Origin of the sequence: Fusobacterium sp., assembly GCF_030528405.1 — a bacterium.
In the GTDB taxonomy this organism is placed as follows: domain Bacteria; phylum Fusobacteriota; class Fusobacteriia; order Fusobacteriales; family Fusobacteriaceae; genus Fusobacterium.
In genome coordinates, this window is record NZ_JAUMYY010000031.1 from 1 (window position 1) to 21,733 (window position 21,733).

Sequence of the window (21,733 nt, forward strand, 5' to 3'; positions counted from 1 at the left end):
GAACTACATAAAAATTTATTTGATTTTTTCATCAACACCATTTGACACAGAGCCTATATTATGAGAAATCGAAATTAAAAGAAAATATAAAAAAGTGTCGATATTTTGCTATCAACACTTATTGCCAAAGAAGCATAAATTAATCTAATTTTAATGGCTGGGGTGGCTGGATTCGAACCAACGCATAACGGAGTCAAAGTCCGTTGCCTTACCGCTTGGCGACACCCCAATATTTATTTAAAAAAATAGCCTAAAGGCTATCATTATTTTATTAAATGGTGCGGAGAGAGAGACTTGAACTCTCACGTCTGGGACACTAGATCCTAAGTCTAGCGCGTCTGCCAATTCCGCCATCCCCGCATTTATGTAGGTATAAATGGTGCGTCATACAAGATTTGAACTTGTGACAACACGATTAAAAGTCGTGTGCTCTACCTACTGAGCTAATGACGCATATGGGGTGACTGACGGGACTCGAACCCGCGACAACCAGTGCCACAAACTGGCGCTCTACCAACTGAACTACAGTCACCATATTTGATTGGAGCGGGAAACGAGGTTCGAACTCGCGACATTCAGCTTGGAAGGCTGACGCTCTACCAACTGAGCTATTCCCGCCTTTAAATGGTCGGAATAGCAAGATTCGAACTTGCGACCCCCTGCTCCCAAGGCAGGTGCGCTACCGGACTGCGCTATATTCCGACTTCTTCATTTGGACATTAGTTATTATATATTTTTTCTAGCTTATTGTCAAGTAAAAAATATCAATCTTTCACTTGTTCAGCTAGAAAAAATATATAAATTAAAACTTTAAATATAGATAAGCCTCAAAATTAAAGACTTTTTAAAACTTAAAAGCTTAGATACTCAATAAATTTTAAATAAATAGTTCATAAAATTAATTTTTCTTCTCCTCTAATTTTTTTACTCTTTTTAATAATTCTGGCAATTTTTTTAGTGAAACTTTTATCTTTAAATCTTCTTTATGATCAACTAGCGGATAACCTGATAAGATTTGATTTGATTCAACATTACCACTTACTCCAGATTTTGCTGCCACTACAACATTATCCCCTATCTTTATATGTCCACCTACTCCAACTTGACCAGCTAAAGTAACATTGTTACCTATTGTTGTACTTCCTGCTATTCCAACTTGAGAAATTATAAGACAATTTTCACCTATAATATCATTATGTGCTATTTGCACAAGATTATCTATCTTAGTGAACTTCTTAATTATAGTATCTCCTATGGTTCCTCTGTCTATTGTCGTATTTGCTCCTATTTCTACATTATTCTCTATAACCACTGCTCCAATCTGTTCTATCTTTTGATTATTTCCATTTACTTTTACAAAGCCAAAGCCATCAGAGCCAATTACAGCCCCTGGTTGAATAATACAATCTTCGCCTATTTCAACAAATTCCCTTATACTCACATTAGAATAAATAATTGTACCTTTAGCTATTTTTGCACCTTGTCCTATGCTCACATTTGGATATATAGTAACATTATCCCCTATTTCTACATCATGCCCTATATAAACATTTGGTGCAATATTACAATTTTTACCTATTTTAGAACTATCCTCTATCATTTTCTTAAAAACTTTCAACTCTTTTTTAAAAAAATTAAGTAATTTGGGCATTATAACTCTAGGGCTATCTTTTACAACTATATAACTTTTCCCTATATTCAAAGGTAACTCTACTTCTGGAACAATAATAACTTTTGCTCTTGTCTTTTCAATATTTTTTAAAAATTTTTCATCTGCAGCAAAAGTTAAGCTCCTCTCATCTGCTTCAAAAAAAGGAGAGAGCTTTGTAACTTCTTCCACTCTCTCTCCTTTATATTCAGCATTAAGAAGAGTTATAATATCGCTCGTTTTGTATGTCATAACCCTTCCTCCTACATACTATTTATTATTTTGATGCTTCCATCGCCTTTAAAACTTTATCCGATACGTCTTCTCCTCCATATATAACAGCTCCGCCTTCCAGAATATAATCATATTTTCCTTCCTTAGCTATTTTATTTACTGCTTTTACTAAAGTATCATTTATTTTTTTCATTTTATCAAACTCTTCTTTAGCTAATTTTTCTTGTGCTCCTTGTAAAAAAGTTTGGAAGTCTTTTACTTTTTTTTCAAAAGCTTTTTTTTCAGCTTCTGTTAATTTATCTCCCTTCGCTTGTAAAGCAACTTGTTCTTTCTCTAAATTAACCTCTTTTTGTCTAGCTTCATTTTCAAATTTTTTTGCTTGAGTTTCTAAACTTTGTTGTGCTTTCTTTGTTTCAGAAAAATTTGCTACTACTGCTTGTGAATTTAAAACTCCTATTTTCTCAGCAAATGCTGAAGTTGCCATTAAAACCGCTACTACTGTTAATAATTTTTTCATTTTTACCTCCATATAAATATATCTAAAAAACAAATGTTTTTGATAACCTTTTTATTTTCATTACTATTAGAAAGCATGTCCCATATTGAAATAAAACTTCATTCCATCTTTATCCATTTTATTTCCAACAGGCCATCCAAAGTCAAATCTCAATGGACCAATAGGAGTATTTAATCTCAATCCTACTCCTGCTGTTGTTCCTATATTTCTACCAAATTTTCCATTATCCCTTAGGTAATCTGGATCTCTTCCATTCTGTTTCCAAGATCTTCCTGCATCAGCAAATAAAACTATTCCTAGGACTTCATTGAACTGAGTTCTATTTTCTATTGTTGCTACCAATTTTTGTGTTCCCTTAAAGAAACCACCATCATAACCTCTTAAAGAATTTCCGCCACCTACCCAGAAAGTTTGAGATTCTTTTGTTGTATCTGTCATTATTCCGCCAATAACTCTATAAGCAAAAGTATTGTTTTTAAATAAACCTCTATGGTACTTTCTTAGTTCTAAAGTTGCATTTCCAAAATAATCAGCTTTATAGCCACTTGCATAACCAGCTTCCACTTGAAATTTTACAAATTCTCCTGATGTTGGATTTAAATAATTATTTCTTGTATCATAAGTAATATATGGAAAAATACTCCATGTATAATATTTATCATCTACTCCATCAACTTTCTTTCCAGAAGCTTTATGGTACCATTTTCCATTAGGAGCTTTTATATAAGAGCCTGCTCTGTGTTTCTCATCTATTTTTTCAACTTTTCCACCTATACTTAATCTTACATTTCTACTAAGACCTTTTCCTATATTTGCACTTAAACCTAGTGTTTGAATATCATGAAATAAGTTACTATCATTATCTCCATAAGAAGTCTTGTATGCACTCCATCCCCATGAAACTCTATCTGTATCCTTTATCCACGGATCAAAAAATTCAAGAGTGAAACCTGTGTAATCTTTATTTGATTTTTCAAAGGTAAAACCAAATTCTTGTGCTTTTCCTTTCCAGTTAGAATCTTTCAGAGATAAACTTCCCATCAATCCCACTTCAGAACCATAAGATATAGCCCCTTGTAAGATGGCTGTTCTATCTTCGTCTATAAGAAGTATCAAATCTATACCTTGAGGATCACCTGGAATAGATCTTGCTTCATATTTAACATTTTTAAATATTCCAAGTCTCATCAAATTTTGAACAGTTGCCTCATAGGCATTGTTATCGAAAACCTGTCCTGGTATTATTTCTATTTCTCTGTCAATAACATAACTTTGAGTTTTTAATACATCATCTGTAGGTTGTCTTCTATTACCTTTTTGTTTAGTAACCATTTTCTTTACTTCTATCCTTCTTACAATTCCTTCTATTATTTGAATTGTAAGAGTTCCATTTTCATCTAAATACATATCTGCAACATTTACTAATGTATAACCTTTTGCTTGGTATGCATTTAGAATTTTTTCTCTATCTTGACTAAGTAAATTATAGTTTTGTGTTTCACCAATCTTTGTACTTAAAAGTGCAGATATTTCAGCATTAGTTAAAACAGAATTTCCTCTTATAACTATATTTTTAACTCTAGGATTTTCAACTAATGAAAAAGTTATAGTTGCTTTCCCTGCATGTTTACTAACATTTGGTTTTACCTCTGAAAAATAACCACTTGTAAGTAATCTTCTTTGCGCCTCTTCAACTCTCTTATTTGAAAAATAGCTGCCTTGTTTTATATTAACAAGCTCCATTATTTCAGTTATTGAAAAATTTTTATTTCCTATTATATTGATGGCAGAAACAATAGTTGACTTATCTGTGTCATCTGCTATTTGCATAGGTGTTATACCTTTAGCTGCCAACAAAGATCTTACTTCTGGTTTTTCTAATACACTTACAAGCACTTTTATTTTTCCATCTTCAGTAATAGGTTGTATAACAACATCTTCAAAATATCCAGTTGCTTTTATTTTTGAAAAATCATCAAGAGCTATTTCAGTTGAAAAAATATTGCCCTTTTTTAAATTCATAGTAGATACTATAAGTTCTGTTGGAACATTTTCATTGTTAATTACTTCAATACTTTTGATAGGTAAATTTGCTACAGCTGCAAAAATGACTGTATTTAACGCAAATATCAAAAAAACTACTATTTTTTTCATATCTATCCTCCATTTACTGTTTTATATAACATATTAACACATTTCTTTTATTTTTTAAAGCTAAAATGAAAATATTTCTGAAAAACTATTATATTTTTTTCTAATTTTAAAATCTATATGATAATTTCTCCTTTTTTTATTTCTATCTTCATGTATATATCTGTCTGGAACAGTTCCTACACCTATTCCAATTACTTTATCATCTTTAGTTCTATACTCTATACCTACATCATAATCTTTTATACCATTTTTTTCTATGGATGATTGTATCACTGAATTTTTATTTGAACCAAATAATTTTGCAGTTCCATATAAATAAACTGAATCACGATATAGATTTTTTTCTGCTTCAATTTTTGCTCCTATATCATAAACCTCTAAATTGTTACCATGCCTGCTTGCAGATGAAACTTTGGAATCTATATTATAAACTGATACTTCTGGTTTAATAGTAAGTTTTGAAAGCCCCAAAGTTTTTTTCACATTTTTAGTCAATGAACCAAAAGCTACTTGCGCTATTTGTCCAGCAATTATGTTTTTCATAAATTTTAAATATAATTCATTCATATCTCCTTCAAAGGCTGGATTTCTATCTGAGTCTAACAACAAAGAATTAAAGTTTCCTGAATTGTTTCCATTATCAGAAGAAAGAGTGTACATTAATTTTTTTAATCTACCATGAATACCGAAGTTTATGTCTTCTTCTTCCATAGTAACTCTAGAATCTATAAAGATATCTGGATTTATCTCAGGTAAATAACTCCTTCTATCATTAAAAGAAATCAAAGCTCTATCTAATAAAAATTTATTAGTATTAACATACAAGTATCCATTTAAAATTTCTGTATTCCCAGTAAGTATATATTTGCCTTTTCCTCCTTCCAAAGCCAAATCTGCATCAAGTTTTCCTTTAAGCTCTCCTACAACTATATTAAAATCATCAATATCTAATATTAATGGTTCTTTTGTGCTTAATCTTAGATTTATAAAATCCCATTTTTCAGAAAATTCTTTTAACTTCTTTTTACTTTTCTTTTTCTTTTCTAACTCTAATTTTTTTTCTTGTTCTGTTTTTTGCTTGTCTTCTTTTCTCTTTGATATTTTTTTAGAAACAATACCCCATAAGCTTTTATAATCATTTGGAATATCATAAATAATGCCTTTATTAATAAAAAGTTCTCCATCTAAATTACTATTATTTATATTTATTTTTGAACTAATTGAAATATTAGCTATATCTGGTTTGTTATATTTAATATCTTTTGCATAAAGTTCTATATTGTAATCTAAAGCAGAAGTAAGATTTTTAAAATCCTTAGGTATTTTAACATATCCACCTATTTTTAAATCTCCTTCATTTACATTAGCCATAACCTTTTTTAAAATCAATTCATTATCTTTTATTTCTATATCAGTATTTAAATTAGATATTTTTATATATTCTTTTTCATCTCTTAAATTCAAACCGTCCATTTTTATATAACCATTTAAACCAGAATTTTTTATGTTTAATTTGAAAGCTGCATTCCCTGATATATTTTTTAAACCTTTATCTTTAAAAAACTTATTTAAAGATTCTAAATTAACTAAGTCTGTTGTATATAAATTAAGGTCATATTTCTTACTATTTATACTGTATTCTCCATTCCCCAAAATTTTATTTTCCAGATACTTAAATGATAAAGTTTCTATATTTAGACTATCTTTATCTCCATTAAGTTTAGAATTTATTTCAGTTATCTCATTATTAGAAATTGAAATATGATCTGAATTTAAAAATAAAGTATACATTGGATTTTTTATACTTCCCTTTAAACTCGTGTTTAACTCAAATGTTCCTTCTATATCTTTAATTTTTGTATATTCACTCAAATCTTTAAAATCTAAAGTTTCATTGGATATTAAATTTAAAAGTTTATTTTTTAAATTTATACTTCCTTGGAAATTAACTAAATTTTTCCCTGCACTGTTTTGAGCTTTAAGGCTTTCTACTTTTATTAAACCATCAGAATAATTTTTTGCAGAATAACTTGCTTTGACATTAATTTTAGGAAGAATCATATCTTTTAATCTTCCTACTCCTTGGATACTCAAGTTTGACTTTAGTTTAGCTCCTATTCCACTTGTTAAAACTTCTCCAGTTAGCCTATAGTCTAAGCTATCACCTTTTGCATAATTAGATAGATTATCATTTATAAGTAATTTCAAATCATATTTTTTATTTTCAAGATCATAATTCCCAAACAACCTATTTTTATTCAATTTTATATCATTTATAATCATTTTTTTATCTCTTATCTTAACTGTACCTTTTAATTTAGCTATATTTTCTTGTATATAAAGTTCAACATCCTTTATATTTAAATTTACATTTGGATTTTCTAAACTTCCATTTAAATCTCCCTCAATATCTTTTATATTAAAAGCTAATTGCTCAAACCCTATTACTTTATTATTTAAATTACTTATCTTAAGCTTTAAATTTGCCTCTTGGCTCAATCTATCTATTTTTCCTGTTAATGATAAATAATCATTCCCCATTTTTTTTATATTTAAAATATTTTTCTCAAATGCTAATTTTACTAAAACATCCTTCAGTTTATAGTCCCCATAATTTAATTCTTCTACTTTTCCATTAAATTCAATCTCAAACTCATTATTCTCATTTAAGTTCAAACTATATTTCCCAGTAAGTGATTTCATATCGCCTAAATAAGAAAGATTTAATCCCTTTATATTACCTATCCCTGTTAAAACACTGTGATATCTTTCGAACTCTCCCTTTCCTTGAAATACAAATTTTATTTCTTGACCTTTATACAATCTACTTATAGTAAGCTCTGTAGCATTGTAACTAAAATTGAAATTTTTAGACCTTAAATCATAATATCCTTCTGCTTTTAAATTTTCTCCTTTGTTATTTTCACTTTCTATCTTTATATCTTCAAAAAGTACTTTGCCTTCTTCAAAAGAAAATTTTATACTATTTTTTAAATCATAAATAATGAAATCTAGTTTTCCAGAACCATTTAAAATATCTTTTTCTCTATTATAATTTATTCTAAGATTTTCATCATAAATTTCTAAGTTTTTCTCTTTTTTATCATAATTAGCCTTGAATGAGATTATATTTGAAACCATTTCTGTATTTATATTTTCTTTATTATTTTCTATTTTTATAGAACCATTGAAATTAGGGATTAAATTACTTGTCTTGTCTAGATTATAAATTTGAAAATTTAAATCCGTTGTATTTCCTAAAATATTTGCTTCAAGACTTAATTTTACTGGCATATCGGCTATCTTTAAAAAAATATGACTATCCTCTATTCTTTTTTCTCCATCTTTAATAATGAAGTCCGCCTTTATACTATCCAATTTTATTGCTCTGTATTCAAATTTATTAGGTTTTAAGTCAAAGTTAAACCTTAATCCTTTTTCCTTATTATATTTAGTTAGAAGTATAATATCTGCTATATCTATTTTAGATAGATCTATTTTACTTTCTCTAAGTGGTACTATTTTAGACAACTTTTCCTCGCTTAAATCTTTTATTTGTATTAAGGAATAAAGTTCTCCATCCTTATACATCGCTTCCATCTGTGCTCTCTCATTAAAAATTTCATAATCAATAAGAGTATATATATCCTCTTTATCAAGATTCAATTCAAAATCCGCTTTAATAACACTTTCAATATCTCTATGATAAAGTTCTAAGGAACTTAATTTTACATAGCCATCTCTTTGCTTTGATGATAAAATAGCTTCAGACTTTAATAAACCTGAAATTTTTTCTATTTTAGGAATTTTCATGCTAATAAATTTTTGATATGAAGATAAATCTATTCCATCTATATTTAGCTCTAAATAATATGGTTCATCTTTATTACTATAAAGCACTTTAAATTTTTCAAGATTTTCTAAAGATTCTAATTCTACTATTATTCCTTTATTCTTTCCTGATTTAATTGTTGCATTTAAGCCCTTTAAAGTTTTTTCAAAAGTTTTATCATCTCTTTCAAATCTGTAACTCAATAATAAATTCTTTAAATTTATATTTTCAATTGGCAATGATTTAGGTCTATAGTCTTCTTTCCCCTCCACTTCTTTTTTTTCATCTTCTACTTCTATATTTTTATTCTCACCATTCTCTTTAAAAACTTGCCTTAAATTTAAACCGTCTTTTTCTTCTATCAAAAAAATCTTAGGAGATTCTATATTTAATTCTTCTAATCTTAATTTGAAAAGTGAATAATCCAATTCTGTATAAGGAAGTTCTAACATTACTCTATTTTTTTTGTCATATATTACTACATTATCTAGTTTAACTTTGTTAAAAGATAAATTTATTTTTTCAATTTTTAAATTTACACCTAAAAATTTTTTTGTTATAAATTCTAGATTTTTCTCTAAATTAAAAACTATTAAAAAACACAAAAAGGCAACTGTAAAAAATACAGCGCCTATTATTTTTATATTTTTTGATATTCCTTTTAAAAAATTTAACATTTATTCTCCTTCAATCAAAGTGGTTTTTTCAAAGGGAGTCCTGTTTTTCTTGGATATTTTATATCGGTTCTCTTTTCTTTTAGAATTTCAATTATCCATCTTTTTTCATTTGAATAAGGCAAATTAAATTCATGAGTATATAAAATTTTAGAATTTAAAACTTTTAATGCATTTTCTGCTGTAAATACTTCTTCTGTTCCAACTAATTTTTGCGGTAGAAAACGCCCTCCAATTTTTAAAAAAGGAATTTCATACTCCAATATTACAGATAAATTTGAAACTCCCCGGCATAAACCTATATCATAGAGCTCTCTTCTGCCATCAATTAATTCTTCAGCTCTACCACAAATAATTTCAACATTTCTTAAATTTAAAAACTTTGCTACAAGCTCTAAAAATTTAGTTTTTTTTAGAATAGAATCTACTAAAGTAATTTTTTTAAGAGGATTAAATATTGCAAGCATCATTCCAGGAAAACCTGCCCCAGTACCTATGTCAATAAACCTCTTGTCTTCATCTTTTAATAAAGACTGCAAAAGTAGAGAATCTATAAAATGTTTTTCTATTATTGCCTCTTCGTTTCTTATTGCTGTTATATTAGTATGACTGTTATACTCTTGTAAAAGTTTTAAAAATTCTAAAGATTTTTCTAGCTTATCCTCATCATAAGTCAAATTTATTTTTTTTAAACCTTCTCTAAAATAATTCTTCACTTTAATTCCCCTTCATCTTTAAATAAATCAAAATTGCTTGAATATCTGCTGGTGATACACCTGAAATTCTACTAGCTTGTCCTATATTTATAGGTTTTACTTTTTTTAGCTTATCTTTTGCTTCTTTAGGTATAGTTTTTATATCATCATAATTCAATTCATGAGGAATTTTCTTATTTTCCATTGTCTTATGTTTTTCTATCATTTTTAGAGATCTTTCAATGTAACCCTGATACTTAACACAAACTTCCACTTGATATTCTGTATCAAAGTTATACTTCGACAATTCTAAATCTTTTATATTCTCAGCTATGTATTTTATGTCCACAAATTTTACTTCAGGTCTTCTCAAAAGTTCAATCAATGTTGTCCCATCTTTAATAGGATTTTCTCCTCTTTTTACTAATATCTCATTGACTCTTAAATTACTGGGACCCACACTTGTTTTAGAAAGTATTTCCGTTATCAATTTAACATCTTTTCTCTTTTTCTCAACTCTTTCATAATCTTCTTGGGAAACCAGACCTAGTTCATAACCTATTTTACTCAATCTTAGATCTGCATTGTCTTCTCTCAAATATAGTCTATATTCACTCCTTGCAGTAAACATTCTATAAGGTTCATTAGTTCCTTTAGAAACTAAATCATCTATAAGTGTTCCTATATAAGAATCTGCTCTATCAAGAATTAGAGGTTCTTGATTTTTTAACTTCTTAACTGCATTAATTCCAGCTATTAAACCTTGAGCACCAGCCTCTTCATAACCTGATGTCCCATTGATTTGCCCTGCAAGAAATAAATTTTTTATACTTCTACTCTCCAAACTATAATCTATTTCTTCTGGAGGAATATAATCATATTCAATAGCATATGCATACCTCATAATCTTTACATTTTCAAAACCTTTTATTTTTTTTAACATTTTTTCCTGTACATCAACAGGTAGTGATGAGGACATACCTCCCACATAAATTTCATTAGTATTATAACCTTCTCTTTCTAAAAACAGATGATGTTGATTTTTATCAGGATATCTGTATACTTTATCTTCTATTGAAGGACAATATCTAGGTCCCAGACCTTGAATTTGTCCATTGAACATAGGAGATCTATTTTTATTATTTTTAATAATTTCATGTACCTCTTCATTTGTATAAGCTATATAACAAGATATCTGTTTTCTATTTTTTATCCATTCATCAGATGTGGAGTTTGAAAATTTTAAAATTTCTGTTTTTTCTCCTGGTTGTTCTTCTAAAACAGAAAAATCTATACTTCTTGCGTCAACTCTTGCTGGAGTTCCCGTCTTAAATCTTTCTAATTTCAATCCAATTTTTTCCATTGATAAAGGTAAATCCTCTGATGATAATTCTCCCATTCTACCAGCTTTAAAATTGTTTTCTCCTATATGTATAAGTCCTCTTAAAAATGTTCCTGTTGCTAAAATAACAATTTTCGCTCTATACTCTAAACCTTCCCTTATTTTTATGCCTTTTATAGTTTTTACACCATTTTTTTCCGTTATTAATAGTTCACTTACCATACCTTGTATAACTGTTAAATTTTTAGTATTTTCTAAAGTGTTTTTCATTTCTTTTGCATAGTCATTTTTATCTGCTTGTGCTCTCAATGATCTCACAGCAGGTCCTTTTTTAGTATTTAAAACCCTTATTTGAATAAAAGTTTTATCTATATTTTTCCCCATTTCTCCACCAAGAGCATCTATTTCTCTTGCTAAATGAGACTTTGCAGGTCCTCCCAATGAGGGATTACAAGACATCTTGCCTATATTGTCAAGAGAGATTGTGAATATGGCTGTATTCATTCCCATTCTTGCTGCAGCAAGAGCTGCTTCACAACCCGCATGCCCTGCACCTACAACTATAATATCATAATCTTGCATTTTTCCTCCATATATCAACTTAATTCTTCAAAAGAACGAGCTGTTTTCTTGTCTGTAATCAAAAGTAAAATATCTCCTTCTTCTATTATTGTTGTTGCAATCGGATTAGGAAGAAAAGTTCCATCAAATTTTTTTATTGCAACAACATTAGATTTGTACTTATTTCTTATATCACATTCTATTAAATTTTTATTCCAAAAATTCGAAGGAGATTTTACTTCAGCTAAAATAAAATCTTCAGTAAATCTTAAATATTCCACTATATTCTCTCCCATTGAAAGTTCCGCTATTCTTCTTCCCATATATTCCTCTGGGTAAACAATTTTTGTTGCTCCAACCTTAGTTAAAACTTTTCCATGTTTTTTAGTTGAAGCTTTAGCTACAATTTTTTTCACTCCCAAATCTTTTAAATTCAAAGTTACCATCACACTAGGTTCTACTTCCCCTATACAAACAAATGCAACATCATAATTTTCTGCCCCTATATCCTGAAGAAATTTTATATCTGTGCCATCTCCTATTACAACATTTGTTAAAATGTTATTGTTTATACATTCCTGAGCTAAATCCTCATCTGGCTCTATTCCTAATACATCTTTATTCGCTTTGTAAAGTGTTTCAGCTATACCTCTACCAAACCTTCCTAATCCTATAACTAAAAATTCTTTCATTATTATCTTCTCCTTATCTTAACCTACCAAAATGTCTTCTTTTGGAAATTTTAAAGAACTTTTTGTTTTTTGTTCAGTAAATGCTAAAGCAATTGTAAGTGGTCCTAATCTTCCAACAAACATGGTAAATATTATCAATAGTTTTGAAAATACACCTAGTTTAGCTGTTAAATTCATGCTTAAACCAACCGTTGCAAATGCTGAAATAACCTCATATAAAACTCTTTCCAAAGGAAAACTTTCTAAAGCTAATATTGTTACAGTAACAAAAGATATATAAACTAATGAAATCATAATGATAGCTAAAGCCTTGTTCATTATTTCCCAGTCTATTCTTCTATTAAATAATTCTATATGTTCTTTTTTTCTTAAGACTCCTATAATATAGAATATAAGTACTGCAAAGGTAGTAGTTTTTATACCCCCACCTGTTGAGCCAGAAGAAGCCCCTATAAACATAAGAATATATGAAATAAAAATTGTAGCTGGTCTTATGTTTTCTAAACTAACAGTATTAAAACCTGCTGTTCTAAGAGTTACACTTTGAAAAAAAGCTGCCATCAACTTTTCAAAAAAATTTAAATTTCCAATTGTTTCCATATTATTAAACTCTAATATCAAAAATAATATCATTCCTATAAAAGTTAAAATTATACCCATTGTTAAACTTATTTTTGCCGTTAAATTAAATCTATTTTGACCCTTTCTTATAACATGAATAAAAGAACTTATAACAGCAAAGCCTAGACCACCTAAAATTATCAAATAAGAAATTGTGAAATTAATTACTACATTCGACTTAAAACTTTCTAAGCTATCACTATAAAGTGAAAAACCTGCATTACAAAAAGCTGATATTGAGTGAAATAATCCGTAGTAAGCGGCAGATTCAAAAGTCATATTTTTTTTGAACTCAAGAAAAAGAATAACAGCCCCTACGAACTCTATTAGGAAAACTGTCAGAAGTAATATTTTAATAAAATTAGTTACTCCTCCAACATTTTCAGAGTTTCTTTCCTCTTTTAATAGTTCCCTTGTAGTATAACTTATTTTCGAATTAATTATAATAAAAATCATTGTAGAGAAAGTCATAACCCCTAAGCCGCCCAACTGTATAAAAACCAAGATTATTGTCTTCCCTATTGGGGAAAAAGTTTTACTTACATCTACAACAGTAAGACCTGTTACACAGATTGCAGAAACTATTGTAAAAAGAGAATCTAAAATTGATAGATCCTGATTTCTTTCAAGAGAAAAAGGTAATTTTAATAACATTGTTCCTGAAACAATAGCAAATAAAAAGCCTATTATTAACTTTCGAGATGCAGATAGTTCCTTCCATGATTTTAAAATTTTATTTTCTTTATTTTTTTGCATTTCTTTAACCATCCAATTCTTAGCTAATTCCTGAATAAGAATTTTCTAATTTATCTAAAATTTTCAAATTTTTCAATTCTTTTTTTATCAATATAAAACTTATAAGTGATGATAAGGTATCAGCGACTGCTGCTGAATACCAAATTCCCCCAAGTCCAAAAATCTTACCTAAAATAATAAGCAAGGGTATCATAAATAAAATCTGTCTGGATGAACTTATTAGAAAACTCATTATAGGTTTACCTATAGCCTGAAAATATATGGATGAAATTATTTGGAAACCTATTATTGGAAATGCCAGCGTATATATTCTTAAACCACGAACTGTTAATTTTTCTAATTCTTTATTATCAGTAAATATTCTTATTAAATTTGATGCAAACAATTGACTTATTAAAAAACCTACAACACATATTACTGTTGCCAACATCATTGCTTTAAACATTATTTCCTTAACTCTCGGATATTTTTTGGCTCCATAGTTATACCCAAGAATAGGAAGAATACCCTGATTAATTCCAAAAATTGGCATTGTCATAAATGTGATTATGGATTGTATTATAGCCATTGCTCCAATTGATATATCTCCCCCATATCTTCTTAAAGTTTTATTTAAAAAATATGTAACTATACTAAAACCAATCTGTATTGCAAAAGCAGAACTTCCTAAAGTACATATTTTTTTGATTTTTCTATAGTCATATTGTATATATTTTAAATGAAGTTTTAGTCTGCTTAAACTTGAATTGAAATAAAATACTGTCCAAGCTGCTGAAATATATTGAGAAATTATTGTTGCAATAGCAGCTCCTTTTACACCCATTTTAAAATAAAAAATAAATATTGGATCTAAAATTATATTGGTAATAGCCCCTATAAGCAAGGTAATCATCCCCATTTTAGGATTTCCATCTGCCCTTATTGCAGCATTTAAAGTGTTACCTACAATGACAGCAGGAGCTCCAAAATTTAAATAAAAAAGATAAGACTTCGCATAAAAAAAAGTTTTCTCACTACCACCTATTAACATTATAATTTCATCCATAAAAATATTAATTAATAATAGTAAAGCTATTGATACAGATGTTGAGAAAAAAACTCCAACAGCAAGTATTCTTTCGGCTTCATCCCTTTGTTTAGCTCCTAATCTTAAAGAAATACTAGCTGCTCCTCCTATTCCTATCAACAAGGCAAAAGAAAAAATTAATATAACTATAGGAAAACTTATGCCAACACCTGTAATACCTAAATGACCAATTTCTTTTATATTTCCTATATAAATTCTATCTACCACATTGTAAAGAGCGTTTACGAACATTCCTATCATTGCTGGAAATGAGAATTTTATAAGTAATCTAGTTATGTTTTCAGTTTCCATAAAATTATGCTTATTTTCCACTTCTCATCCCCTTCTTTTTTATAAACATTTATTCAACAGAAGCTCTTTTTATTAAGGCTTCCTTTACTTCAGAAACTCTATTTTCTGGTAACAAAATTACCAAAACATCTCCTGCTTTAATTACTGTATGTCCATTAGGAATCTTCTCAATCTCATCTCTTATTATAGAAACAACAAGTACCTCATCTAGCGAAAAAGCTTCTGTTATGGTTTTTCTTGACAATTCTGAGCCCTCCATAACATGAATTTTTATTATTGTTTTATTCATATTTTTTTGATTTTTTACAATATCATCTTTTCTCATTCTATCATATAAAATTTCATATATTGGTTCCTGTTTTAAAAGCTCTGTTATATAATAAGAAACAACTGACACTATTACAATTGCAAAAAGCAAAACAAAAGACCCCGTCATCTCTAGAATAAGTATTGCTCCTGTCAATGGTGCTCTTACCACTGAAACAAAATATGCCGCCATACCTAAAACAATAAAATGTGTAGTAAAATCTCCTCCTGTTAAAAGTAAGAAGTCAACTATCTCTCCAAATATTTTCCCAACTAAGGCACCTAACACTAACATAGGTAAAAAAATTCCACCTGCAAAACCAGTAGAATAAGAAATAACAGTAAAAATAAGCTTTAGCACAAATATTAAACCCAAAAAAATGATTGTTTCCTTTCTATGAACTAAGCTCTCAGCCAAATCATGACCTCCACCAAGCACTTCAGGAAAAACAATACATAAAAAGAAAGATAAACTCATTATACTTGAGATTTTTAACCATCTCGCTGCCTTTACTCCATTGAAAATATCCTGTGCCTTTAACAATGAATAAGTGAATAACTTTCCAAAAAATGCAATTACAATTCCAAAAAGAATATATAAAACAAATTGTAAATAATAATTTATTTCAAGTGGATAATTAATAATTATATTAAAAGCTGTCTGAATTCCAAAAATTCTTCTACCTACAAAATTAGCAGCTATACTTGATAAAAAAACACACATCAATAACTTCCCATTTATGTATTTATAAATCTCTTCAATACTAAACATAACTCCTGCAACAGGTGCTCCAAAGGCTCCTGCTAATCCAGCACTTGAACCACTTATTATCAAATAATTTCTATCTTTATAGTTTCTTTTAAAAATTTTTGAAAAACCATAACCTATGTATGAACCTAATTGAACTGAAGGTCCTTCTCTTCCTAAAGACAAGCCTGCTCCTATACTTAGAATTCCTGCAATAAATTTTGCTAGCAATTCTTGAAACCATTTTTTATAAATCATTTTTCCTAAAATTAAAGCTTTTACTTGCGGAATACCACTTCCTGAAGTTCTAGGATACTTTCTATATAGAAAGTCTATTAAAAATCCTATAATTATAAATATTCCCCACACTACTAAAAACAATAAAGGTTTATTTATTAATGATTCTTCAAAAAAATATTCTCTTATGTATGAAACTTTTTCTAAACCCCATCTATAGAAAGATACTACAAAGCCAGTTATTATTCCTGTAAAAAGACAAATTAAATACAAGCCTCCTTTTGATTCTGACATATGTTTTAATGTTTCTTCTACATCCTCTGTAAGTGCCATAAAATTCTCCTCAAATATTTTTGCTATTTAAATATTATATTATTTTTACTAAATATAGTCAAGAAAAGCGAACTAGCTAAACTTTTTTAGCAAATAGTTCCAGCGGAAATTTTTAAATCCATATCACATTCTATAATTGTTTCTATTGCTATCTGTATTCCCTTCAATATAGTTTCTAAATTCATACTAGCTGTATTTGGCTTATCCAAAACCTGCTCAGGTAAATAAGGTATATGTATAAAGCCCGACTTTATATTTTTATATTTTGTTTCAATTAAATATCTAAGTCCATAAAAGACATGATTACATACGAAGGTTCCAGCGGAATTTGAGATTGAAGCTGGAATTCTATTTTCTAACATTTTTTTTAAAATTGCTTTTATAGGTAAAGTTGAAAAATAAGCATTCTCTCCATCTTCGAATATTTTTTCATCAATAGGTTGATTCCCTTCATTATCCTTTATTCTAAAATCATCAACATTTATAGCTATTCTTTCTATAGATATATCCGCCCTTCCTCCTGCCTGACCAATTGATAATATAAAATCTGGTTCAAAAAGTTTTATATGTTCTTCTATCTTTTCCAAAGATTTTTTCCAGACAGTTGGAATCTCTAAAACCTTAACTTTATTTTTAAGTATTTCTTCTGGTAACATTTTTATTACTTCAAGTGCTGGATTTATTTTTTCTCCACCAAAAGGATCGAATCCTGTTATAAGTATCTTTTTCATTTTTTCTTATACAATAAATATTTGAAATATTTATCATTCATCCCCCTTCTTTAAATTATTTACTATTTTATTATATTTAATCTATTTTTTTTTGTAAAGCTTAATTTATAAAATAAATACATTAAAATTTCTTTAATTTTAATGCTTCTTGAGAAAATTTATTAAATATTTTTATTTTTTTACATCTTAATATTTGAAATATTTGACTTTTTTTTATTTTTTTTGTAAAATTTTCGTATGAGGATAAAAAAATATAATTCTAAATGAGGAGTAGGATTAAAATTATGGAAGATTTATTGAAAAGATTGGTAAAAAAAAATAAAATTTACACTTCTGAAGGAACTGTAGCCAATTATATTCCCGAACTTGATAAAGCTGATAAAAATTCTTTAGGAGTTTTTGTAACAACTATTGATGGACAAGAATTTTTTGCTGGTGAATATAGTTCAAAATTTACTATTCAAAGTATTTCTAAAATAATTTCTTTAATGCTTGCAATATTAGACAATGGCGAAGACTTCGTTTTTTCAAAAGTTGGAATGGAACCAAGTGGTGATCCCTTTAATTCTATCAGAAAACTAGAAACTTCAAGCAGAAAAAAACCCTACAATCCTATGATAAATGCTGGAGCAATTGCTGTAGCTTCTATGTTAAAAGGAAAAAATGAACATGATAAATTTACAAGACTTATAAATTTCGCTAAACTTATTACGGAAGATGACTCCCTTGATCTAAATTATAAAATTTACTGTGGAGAAGCAGAAACTGGATTTAGAAATGCTGCTATGGGTTATTTTTTAAAGGGAGAAGGTATTATCGAAGGAGATGTTAGAGAAGCTCTCAATATATACTTTAAACAATGTTCTATAGAAGGGACCGCTCAAACAATTTCAAAGCTTGCTAAATTTTTAGCCAATGACGGAATCCTTACAAGTGGAGAGAGAATAATTTCAACTAGAATAGCTAAAATTATTAAAACCCTTATGGTTACCTGTGGAATGTATGATAGTTCTGGAGAATTTGCAGTTAGAGTTGGAATTCCTTCAAAAAGTGGAGTTGGTGGTGGTATTTGCTCAGTTGTTCCAGGAAAAATGGGTATAGGAGTTTTTGGCCCTGCACTTGACAAAAAAGGCAATTCCCTTGCTGGTGTGCATCTTTTAGAAGAACTTTCTCAAGAATTAAGTTTAAATATATTTTAATTACAATTAAATAAAATTTTATATAAGGAGGTGAAATGATAATTTTTTATAATTATCATGCACATATGTCATTTATCATCAATTTAGTTAACATTATTAACACTTACCTTTGGTCTTATGTTCTTATTGCTCTTTTAATTATTTTAGGTGCTTTTTTCACTTTAAAATCTGGCTTTATTCAATTTAGACTTTTTAGAGATATGTTTTCTCTTATCACAGGAAAATTAAATTCCTTAAAGGATGGGGAATCTAATGTCAAAGGTCAGGTTTCAGCTTTTCAATCTTTTTGTATAAGTGTTGCTTCTCATGTAGGAACTGGAAATCTAGCTGGAGTAGCAATAGCTGTTGCAACAGGAGGACCTGGAGCACTTTTTTGGATGTGGCTAATTGCAATTTTAGGTAGTGCTACGAGTTTAGTTGAAAATACTCTTGCTCAAGTTTATAAGGAAAAAAGCAAAGATGGTTTTAAAGGAGGACCTGCCTACTATATTGAAAAAGCTCTTGGTATGAAAGGGCTTGGTAAAATTTTTTCTATTATAGTTCTATTAACTTTCGCTTTTGCTTTTAATACTATACAAGCAAACACAATTGCACAAGCCTTTGAAACTTCATTTAATATGAATGTTAAAGTTGGTGGGGCTATAATTGCTTTTCTTACAGCCCTTGTTATATTTGGTGGAGTACATAGAATTGCTAAATTTTCTGGAACTATTGTTCCTATTATGTCTATAGCCTATATAATTGTTGCTATTTTTGTTCTTATTATAAATATTACAAAGCTACCAAATTTATTTATTTTAATTATAGAAAGTGCCTTTGGAATTAAGCAGTTTGCTGGAGGGGCTTTAGGATTTACAATTTTACAAGGTGTAAAAAGAGGGCTTTACTCAAATGAAGCTGGCATGGGTAGTGCTCCTAATGCTGCTGCAACTTCTAATGTTTCTCATCCTGTAAAACAAGGGCTTCTTCAAGCTTTTGGTGTTTTTGTAGATACAATTTTAATTTGTAGCGCTACTGGATTCATAGTGCTTCTTTACCCTGAATATAATACCGTAGGACTTAAAGGTATTCAACTAACTCAAGCTGCTCTTTCATATTCTATTGGAAACTGGGGACAACATTTTATAACAGCTTGTATCTTCTTATTCGCTTTCAGCTCAGTTATAGGCAATTATTACTATGGAGAAGTTAATCTTGAATTTCTACTAAAAGATAAAATCACTATGTTTATCTTCAGAGTTCTTGTTATTATGTTTGTCTATATTGGAGCTGTTGTTCCATTAGGACTTGTTTGGGATATTGGAGATGCTTTTATGGGAATAATGGCTCTTATAAATATTGTAGTTATAACTTTACTTTCTCCTACTGCAATGTCCGTTATTAAAGATTATTATAATCAAAGAAAAGCTGGAAAAAATCCTGTATTTTTTGCAAAAAATATAACTGACTTAAAAAATACTGAATGTTGGAATGATTAAAAATTAAATTTTATTATTAAAGGGGCTGTTACAAATTAAATAATTAAGTTTCAAAAGAAAAAAAGCTATTGCAAATTAATGGTAAAAATCATCAATTTGCAATAGCCTTTAGAAAAAAATATTTTTAATCATGTCTTTGTAAATCATTCTTTTTTATTATCTGTGTTAATCTTTGCTCATAAATATTTTTAACTTCAGAATAATTTCCTAAAAGTTTAACTAATTCGATAGAATTCTTTCCACTATTTATTCCACCTCTTAAACTAACATAGCTCTTATGTCTTGATAGAGTCATTATATAATCTTTAACTGAAGCCTCAATATTATCATATCTCTTATAGAAATCTTTTGTTCCTACTTTTACAGCTCTAACAGGATCTTTTAAAGTTGATCTCATTCCAAATAAGTTATTTCCTTCAACTGCTACTTTTGATCTTCCCCATCCACTTTCTAGTGAAGCTTGTGCTAAAATAAAAGAAGTTGGGGGAATTATCATTTTATTAAGTAAATCATCTATTTTAGACGATTTTACATTATATTTAGAATACATATCTTCTAAATATTTTTTTTCTGTTTCGTCCAAATTTTCTTTTTCTAATAACATTTCAATATAATTTCTTTCTTTATTAATTTCTGCTTTAATTTTATCTATAATAGGTATAAGAACTTCTATAAAAATTTGTTTTTTCCCTTTATTTTTTATTTGTTCAAAATCTTTAGCCTGTGTTATTTTTATATTATTCAAAGCTTGATCTAAAGATTTAGAAAAAGAAAATATGGACATACACAATAAAATTCCAAGAATATATTTCTTCATGTATGTTCCTCCTTATTATTTACATTAGAATTTTTAAATTTTATCATATTTTCTAAAAAATTGCAAGTTTTTATAAAGAATGAAGAGATTTTTTCTGTTCATAACTATAGAAAATTTAAAATCGATTATATTTTTTTATTTCTTGGTATTATTATTTTGACTTCAGTATTAATTCATTTATAAAATATTTTCCAGTAATTTTCTTATTTTCTATTTTTAAAAATATAATATTTGAGAATACGATGAAAAACTGTTTTGTAAAAAATTTGATTCTTTACACTCAATAGATGAAAATATATTATTTTTTTGAACTTCCTGTTTTTTCTATTATAAAAAAGATTAATACAACAATAAAGAAAAAAGAGGATATATGCTTTTTGATATTGATGAATTATTTCCCTAATCTACTCAACACTTTTTTTCTGAGCAATGAAAAAATTCAACTACTTTTCCGTAGATGTTATTACAAATCAATGGAAACATATCGTATTACATGTTGTTCAATCTGGAAACTACAGAAATTCAAAGAAGAAGAAAGAGTTTTACATCAGCATTCGCTGGTACGGAAGACGAATCCATATTTTATATACATAAAAAGCCTAATGAGTCCATTAGGTTTTTTGTAATGCAAAAAAACTTGTTTTCTCTCTTTAATTCTAATTCTAAAAAAATATTTTATATTTTTTTCAAAAATGAAGACTTGAAATTCATTTTATAATTTCCTAAAAAAAAAAAGAGAAGCACTAGCTTCTCTCCTCTATATATTGCTTGGCAAATACC

Annotated in this window: 14 protein-coding genes and 6 tRNA genes; 2 read left to right on the plus strand and 18 right to left on the minus strand. The window is 28.2% G+C overall.

From position 1 onward, the window contains the following. Nucleotides 1–154 precede the first annotated feature (154 nt). The 17 genes from Q4A58_RS05965 to pcp form a co-directional block, all read right to left on the minus strand. Nucleotides 155–229: transfer RNA gene (locus Q4A58_RS05965), tRNA-Gln, on the minus strand. Between the two features lie 47 nt (nt 230–276). Then, nucleotides 277–360, minus strand: a tRNA-Leu gene (locus Q4A58_RS05970). Between the two features lie 17 nt (nt 361–377). Then, nucleotides 378–453, minus strand: a tRNA-Lys gene (locus Q4A58_RS05975). A gap of 3 nt (nt 454–456) precedes the next feature. Then, a tRNA-His gene (locus Q4A58_RS05980) sits at nt 457–532 on the minus strand. 10 nt (nt 533–542) lie between these two features. Next, nucleotides 543–618 (minus strand) — tRNA-Gly (locus Q4A58_RS05985). Between the two features lie 7 nt (nt 619–625). After that, a tRNA-Pro gene (locus Q4A58_RS05990) sits at nt 626–702 on the minus strand. A 196-nt stretch (nt 703–898) separates the two neighbouring features. Next, nucleotides 899–1,900 carry a UDP-3-O-(3-hydroxymyristoyl)glucosamine N-acyltransferase gene (lpxD, locus tag Q4A58_RS05995; RefSeq protein WP_303117458.1) on the minus strand — a complete coding sequence of 334 codons (1,002 nt, stop codon included), beginning with the start codon at nt 1,898–1,900 and terminating at the stop codon, nt 899–901. Between the two features lie 25 nt (nt 1,901–1,925). Then, nucleotides 1,926–2,399: an OmpH family outer membrane protein gene (locus Q4A58_RS06000; protein WP_303117460.1), complete on the minus strand. Its 474-nt coding sequence runs from the start codon at nt 2,397–2,399 to the stop codon at nt 1,926–1,928. A gap of 66 nt (nt 2,400–2,465) precedes the next feature. Next, nucleotides 2,466–4,553 carry an outer membrane protein assembly factor gene (locus Q4A58_RS06005; protein WP_303117462.1) on the minus strand — a complete coding sequence of 696 codons (2,088 nt, stop codon included), beginning with the start codon at nt 4,551–4,553 and terminating at the stop codon, nt 2,466–2,468. Between the two features lie 60 nt (nt 4,554–4,613). Further along, complete coding sequence (locus Q4A58_RS06010) at nt 4,614–9,062, minus strand: hypothetical protein (RefSeq protein ID WP_303117464.1); 4,449 nt, start codon at nt 9,060–9,062, stop codon at nt 4,614–4,616. A gap of 14 nt (nt 9,063–9,076) precedes the next feature. Then, nucleotides 9,077–9,775 (minus strand): 16S rRNA (guanine(527)-N(7))-methyltransferase RsmG, encoded by a 699-nt coding sequence (gene rsmG, locus Q4A58_RS06015; protein ID WP_303117466.1) that lies wholly within the window; start codon nt 9,773–9,775, stop codon nt 9,077–9,079. Between the two features lies 1 nt (nt 9,776). Next, nucleotides 9,777–11,678 (minus strand): tRNA uridine-5-carboxymethylaminomethyl(34) synthesis enzyme MnmG, encoded by a 1,902-nt coding sequence (mnmG, locus tag Q4A58_RS06020; RefSeq protein WP_303117468.1) that lies wholly within the window; start codon nt 11,676–11,678, stop codon nt 9,777–9,779. A gap of 14 nt (nt 11,679–11,692) precedes the next feature. Continuing rightward, a complete protein-coding gene (locus Q4A58_RS06025) occupies nt 11,693–12,349 on the minus strand; it encodes a TrkA family potassium uptake protein (RefSeq protein ID WP_303117470.1) in 657 nt (218 codons plus the stop codon). An 18-nt stretch (nt 12,350–12,367) separates the two neighbouring features. Continuing rightward, nucleotides 12,368–13,726, minus strand: a complete 1,359-nt coding sequence (locus Q4A58_RS06030) for a TrkH family potassium uptake protein (protein WP_303117471.1) — start codon at nt 13,724–13,726, stop codon at nt 12,368–12,370. Between the two features lie 19 nt (nt 13,727–13,745). Beyond that, on the minus strand, nt 13,746–15,125 hold the full coding sequence (locus Q4A58_RS06035; protein ID WP_303117473.1) for an MATE family efflux transporter: 1,380 nt from the start codon (nt 15,123–15,125) through the stop codon (nt 13,746–13,748). A gap of 28 nt (nt 15,126–15,153) precedes the next feature. Further along, nucleotides 15,154–16,728, minus strand: a complete 1,575-nt coding sequence (locus tag Q4A58_RS06040; protein ID WP_303117475.1) for a ClC family H(+)/Cl(-) exchange transporter — start codon at nt 16,726–16,728, stop codon at nt 15,154–15,156. Nucleotides 16,729–16,814: 86 nt separating this feature from the next. Further along, complete coding sequence (gene pcp / locus Q4A58_RS06045; RefSeq protein ID WP_303117477.1) at nt 16,815–17,459, minus strand: pyroglutamyl-peptidase I; 645 nt, start codon at nt 17,457–17,459, stop codon at nt 16,815–16,817. A 284-nt stretch (nt 17,460–17,743) separates the two neighbouring features. Here pcp and glsA point away from each other — a divergent pair, with 284 nt between their 5' ends. Together glsA and Q4A58_RS06055 are read left to right on the plus strand one after the other, a co-directional pair. Further along, nucleotides 17,744–18,658 (plus strand): glutaminase A, encoded by a 915-nt coding sequence (gene glsA, locus Q4A58_RS06050; protein WP_303117479.1) that lies wholly within the window; start codon nt 17,744–17,746, stop codon nt 18,656–18,658. A 65-nt stretch (nt 18,659–18,723) separates the two neighbouring features. Further along, nucleotides 18,724–20,136 (plus strand): sodium:alanine symporter family protein, encoded by a 1,413-nt coding sequence (locus Q4A58_RS06055; protein ID WP_303117481.1) that lies wholly within the window; start codon nt 18,724–18,726, stop codon nt 20,134–20,136. A 124-nt stretch (nt 20,137–20,260) separates the two neighbouring features. Here Q4A58_RS06055 and Q4A58_RS06060 read toward each other — a convergent pair whose 3' ends face one another. After that, nucleotides 20,261–20,953, minus strand: a complete 693-nt coding sequence (locus Q4A58_RS06060) for a glucosaminidase domain-containing protein (RefSeq protein WP_303117480.1) — start codon at nt 20,951–20,953, stop codon at nt 20,261–20,263. Nucleotides 20,954–21,733 lie beyond the last annotated feature (780 nt).

What these genes read in the sequence shown, in the direction of transcription:
- glsA (WP_303117479.1), top strand. Translation starts at nt 17,744, where the DNA reads ATGGAAGATTTATTGAAAAGATTGGTAAAAAAAAATAAAATTTACACT.
- Q4A58_RS06040 (WP_303117475.1), bottom strand. Translation starts at nt 16,728, where the DNA reads ATGGCACTTACAGAGGATGTAGAAGAAACATTAAAACATATGTCAGAA.
- Q4A58_RS06025 (WP_303117470.1), bottom strand. Translation starts at nt 12,349, where the DNA reads ATGAAAGAATTTTTAGTTATAGGATTAGGAAGGTTTGGTAGAGGTATA.
- Q4A58_RS06060 (WP_303117480.1), bottom strand. Translation starts at nt 20,953, where the DNA reads ATGAAGAAATATATTCTTGGAATTTTATTGTGTATGTCCATATTTTCT.
- pcp (WP_303117477.1), bottom strand. Translation starts at nt 17,459, where the DNA reads ATGAAAAAGATACTTATAACAGGATTCGATCCTTTTGGTGGAGAAAAA.
- Q4A58_RS06030 (WP_303117471.1), bottom strand. Translation starts at nt 13,726, where the DNA reads ATGCAAAAAAATAAAGAAAATAAAATTTTAAAATCATGGAAGGAACTA.
- Q4A58_RS06005 (WP_303117462.1), bottom strand. Translation starts at nt 4,553, where the DNA reads ATGAAAAAAATAGTAGTTTTTTTGATATTTGCGTTAAATACAGTCATT.
- Q4A58_RS06010 (WP_303117464.1), bottom strand. Translation starts at nt 9,062, where the DNA reads ATGTTAAATTTTTTAAAAGGAATATCAAAAAATATAAAAATAATAGGC.
- Q4A58_RS06055 (WP_303117481.1), top strand. Translation starts at nt 18,724, where the DNA reads ATGTCATTTATCATCAATTTAGTTAACATTATTAACACTTACCTTTGG.
- Q4A58_RS06000 (WP_303117460.1), bottom strand. Translation starts at nt 2,399, where the DNA reads ATGAAAAAATTATTAACAGTAGTAGCGGTTTTAATGGCAACTTCAGCA.
- mnmG (WP_303117468.1), bottom strand. Translation starts at nt 11,678, where the DNA reads ATGCAAGATTATGATATTATAGTTGTAGGTGCAGGGCATGCGGGTTGT.
- lpxD (WP_303117458.1), bottom strand. Translation starts at nt 1,900, where the DNA reads ATGACATACAAAACGAGCGATATTATAACTCTTCTTAATGCTGAATAT.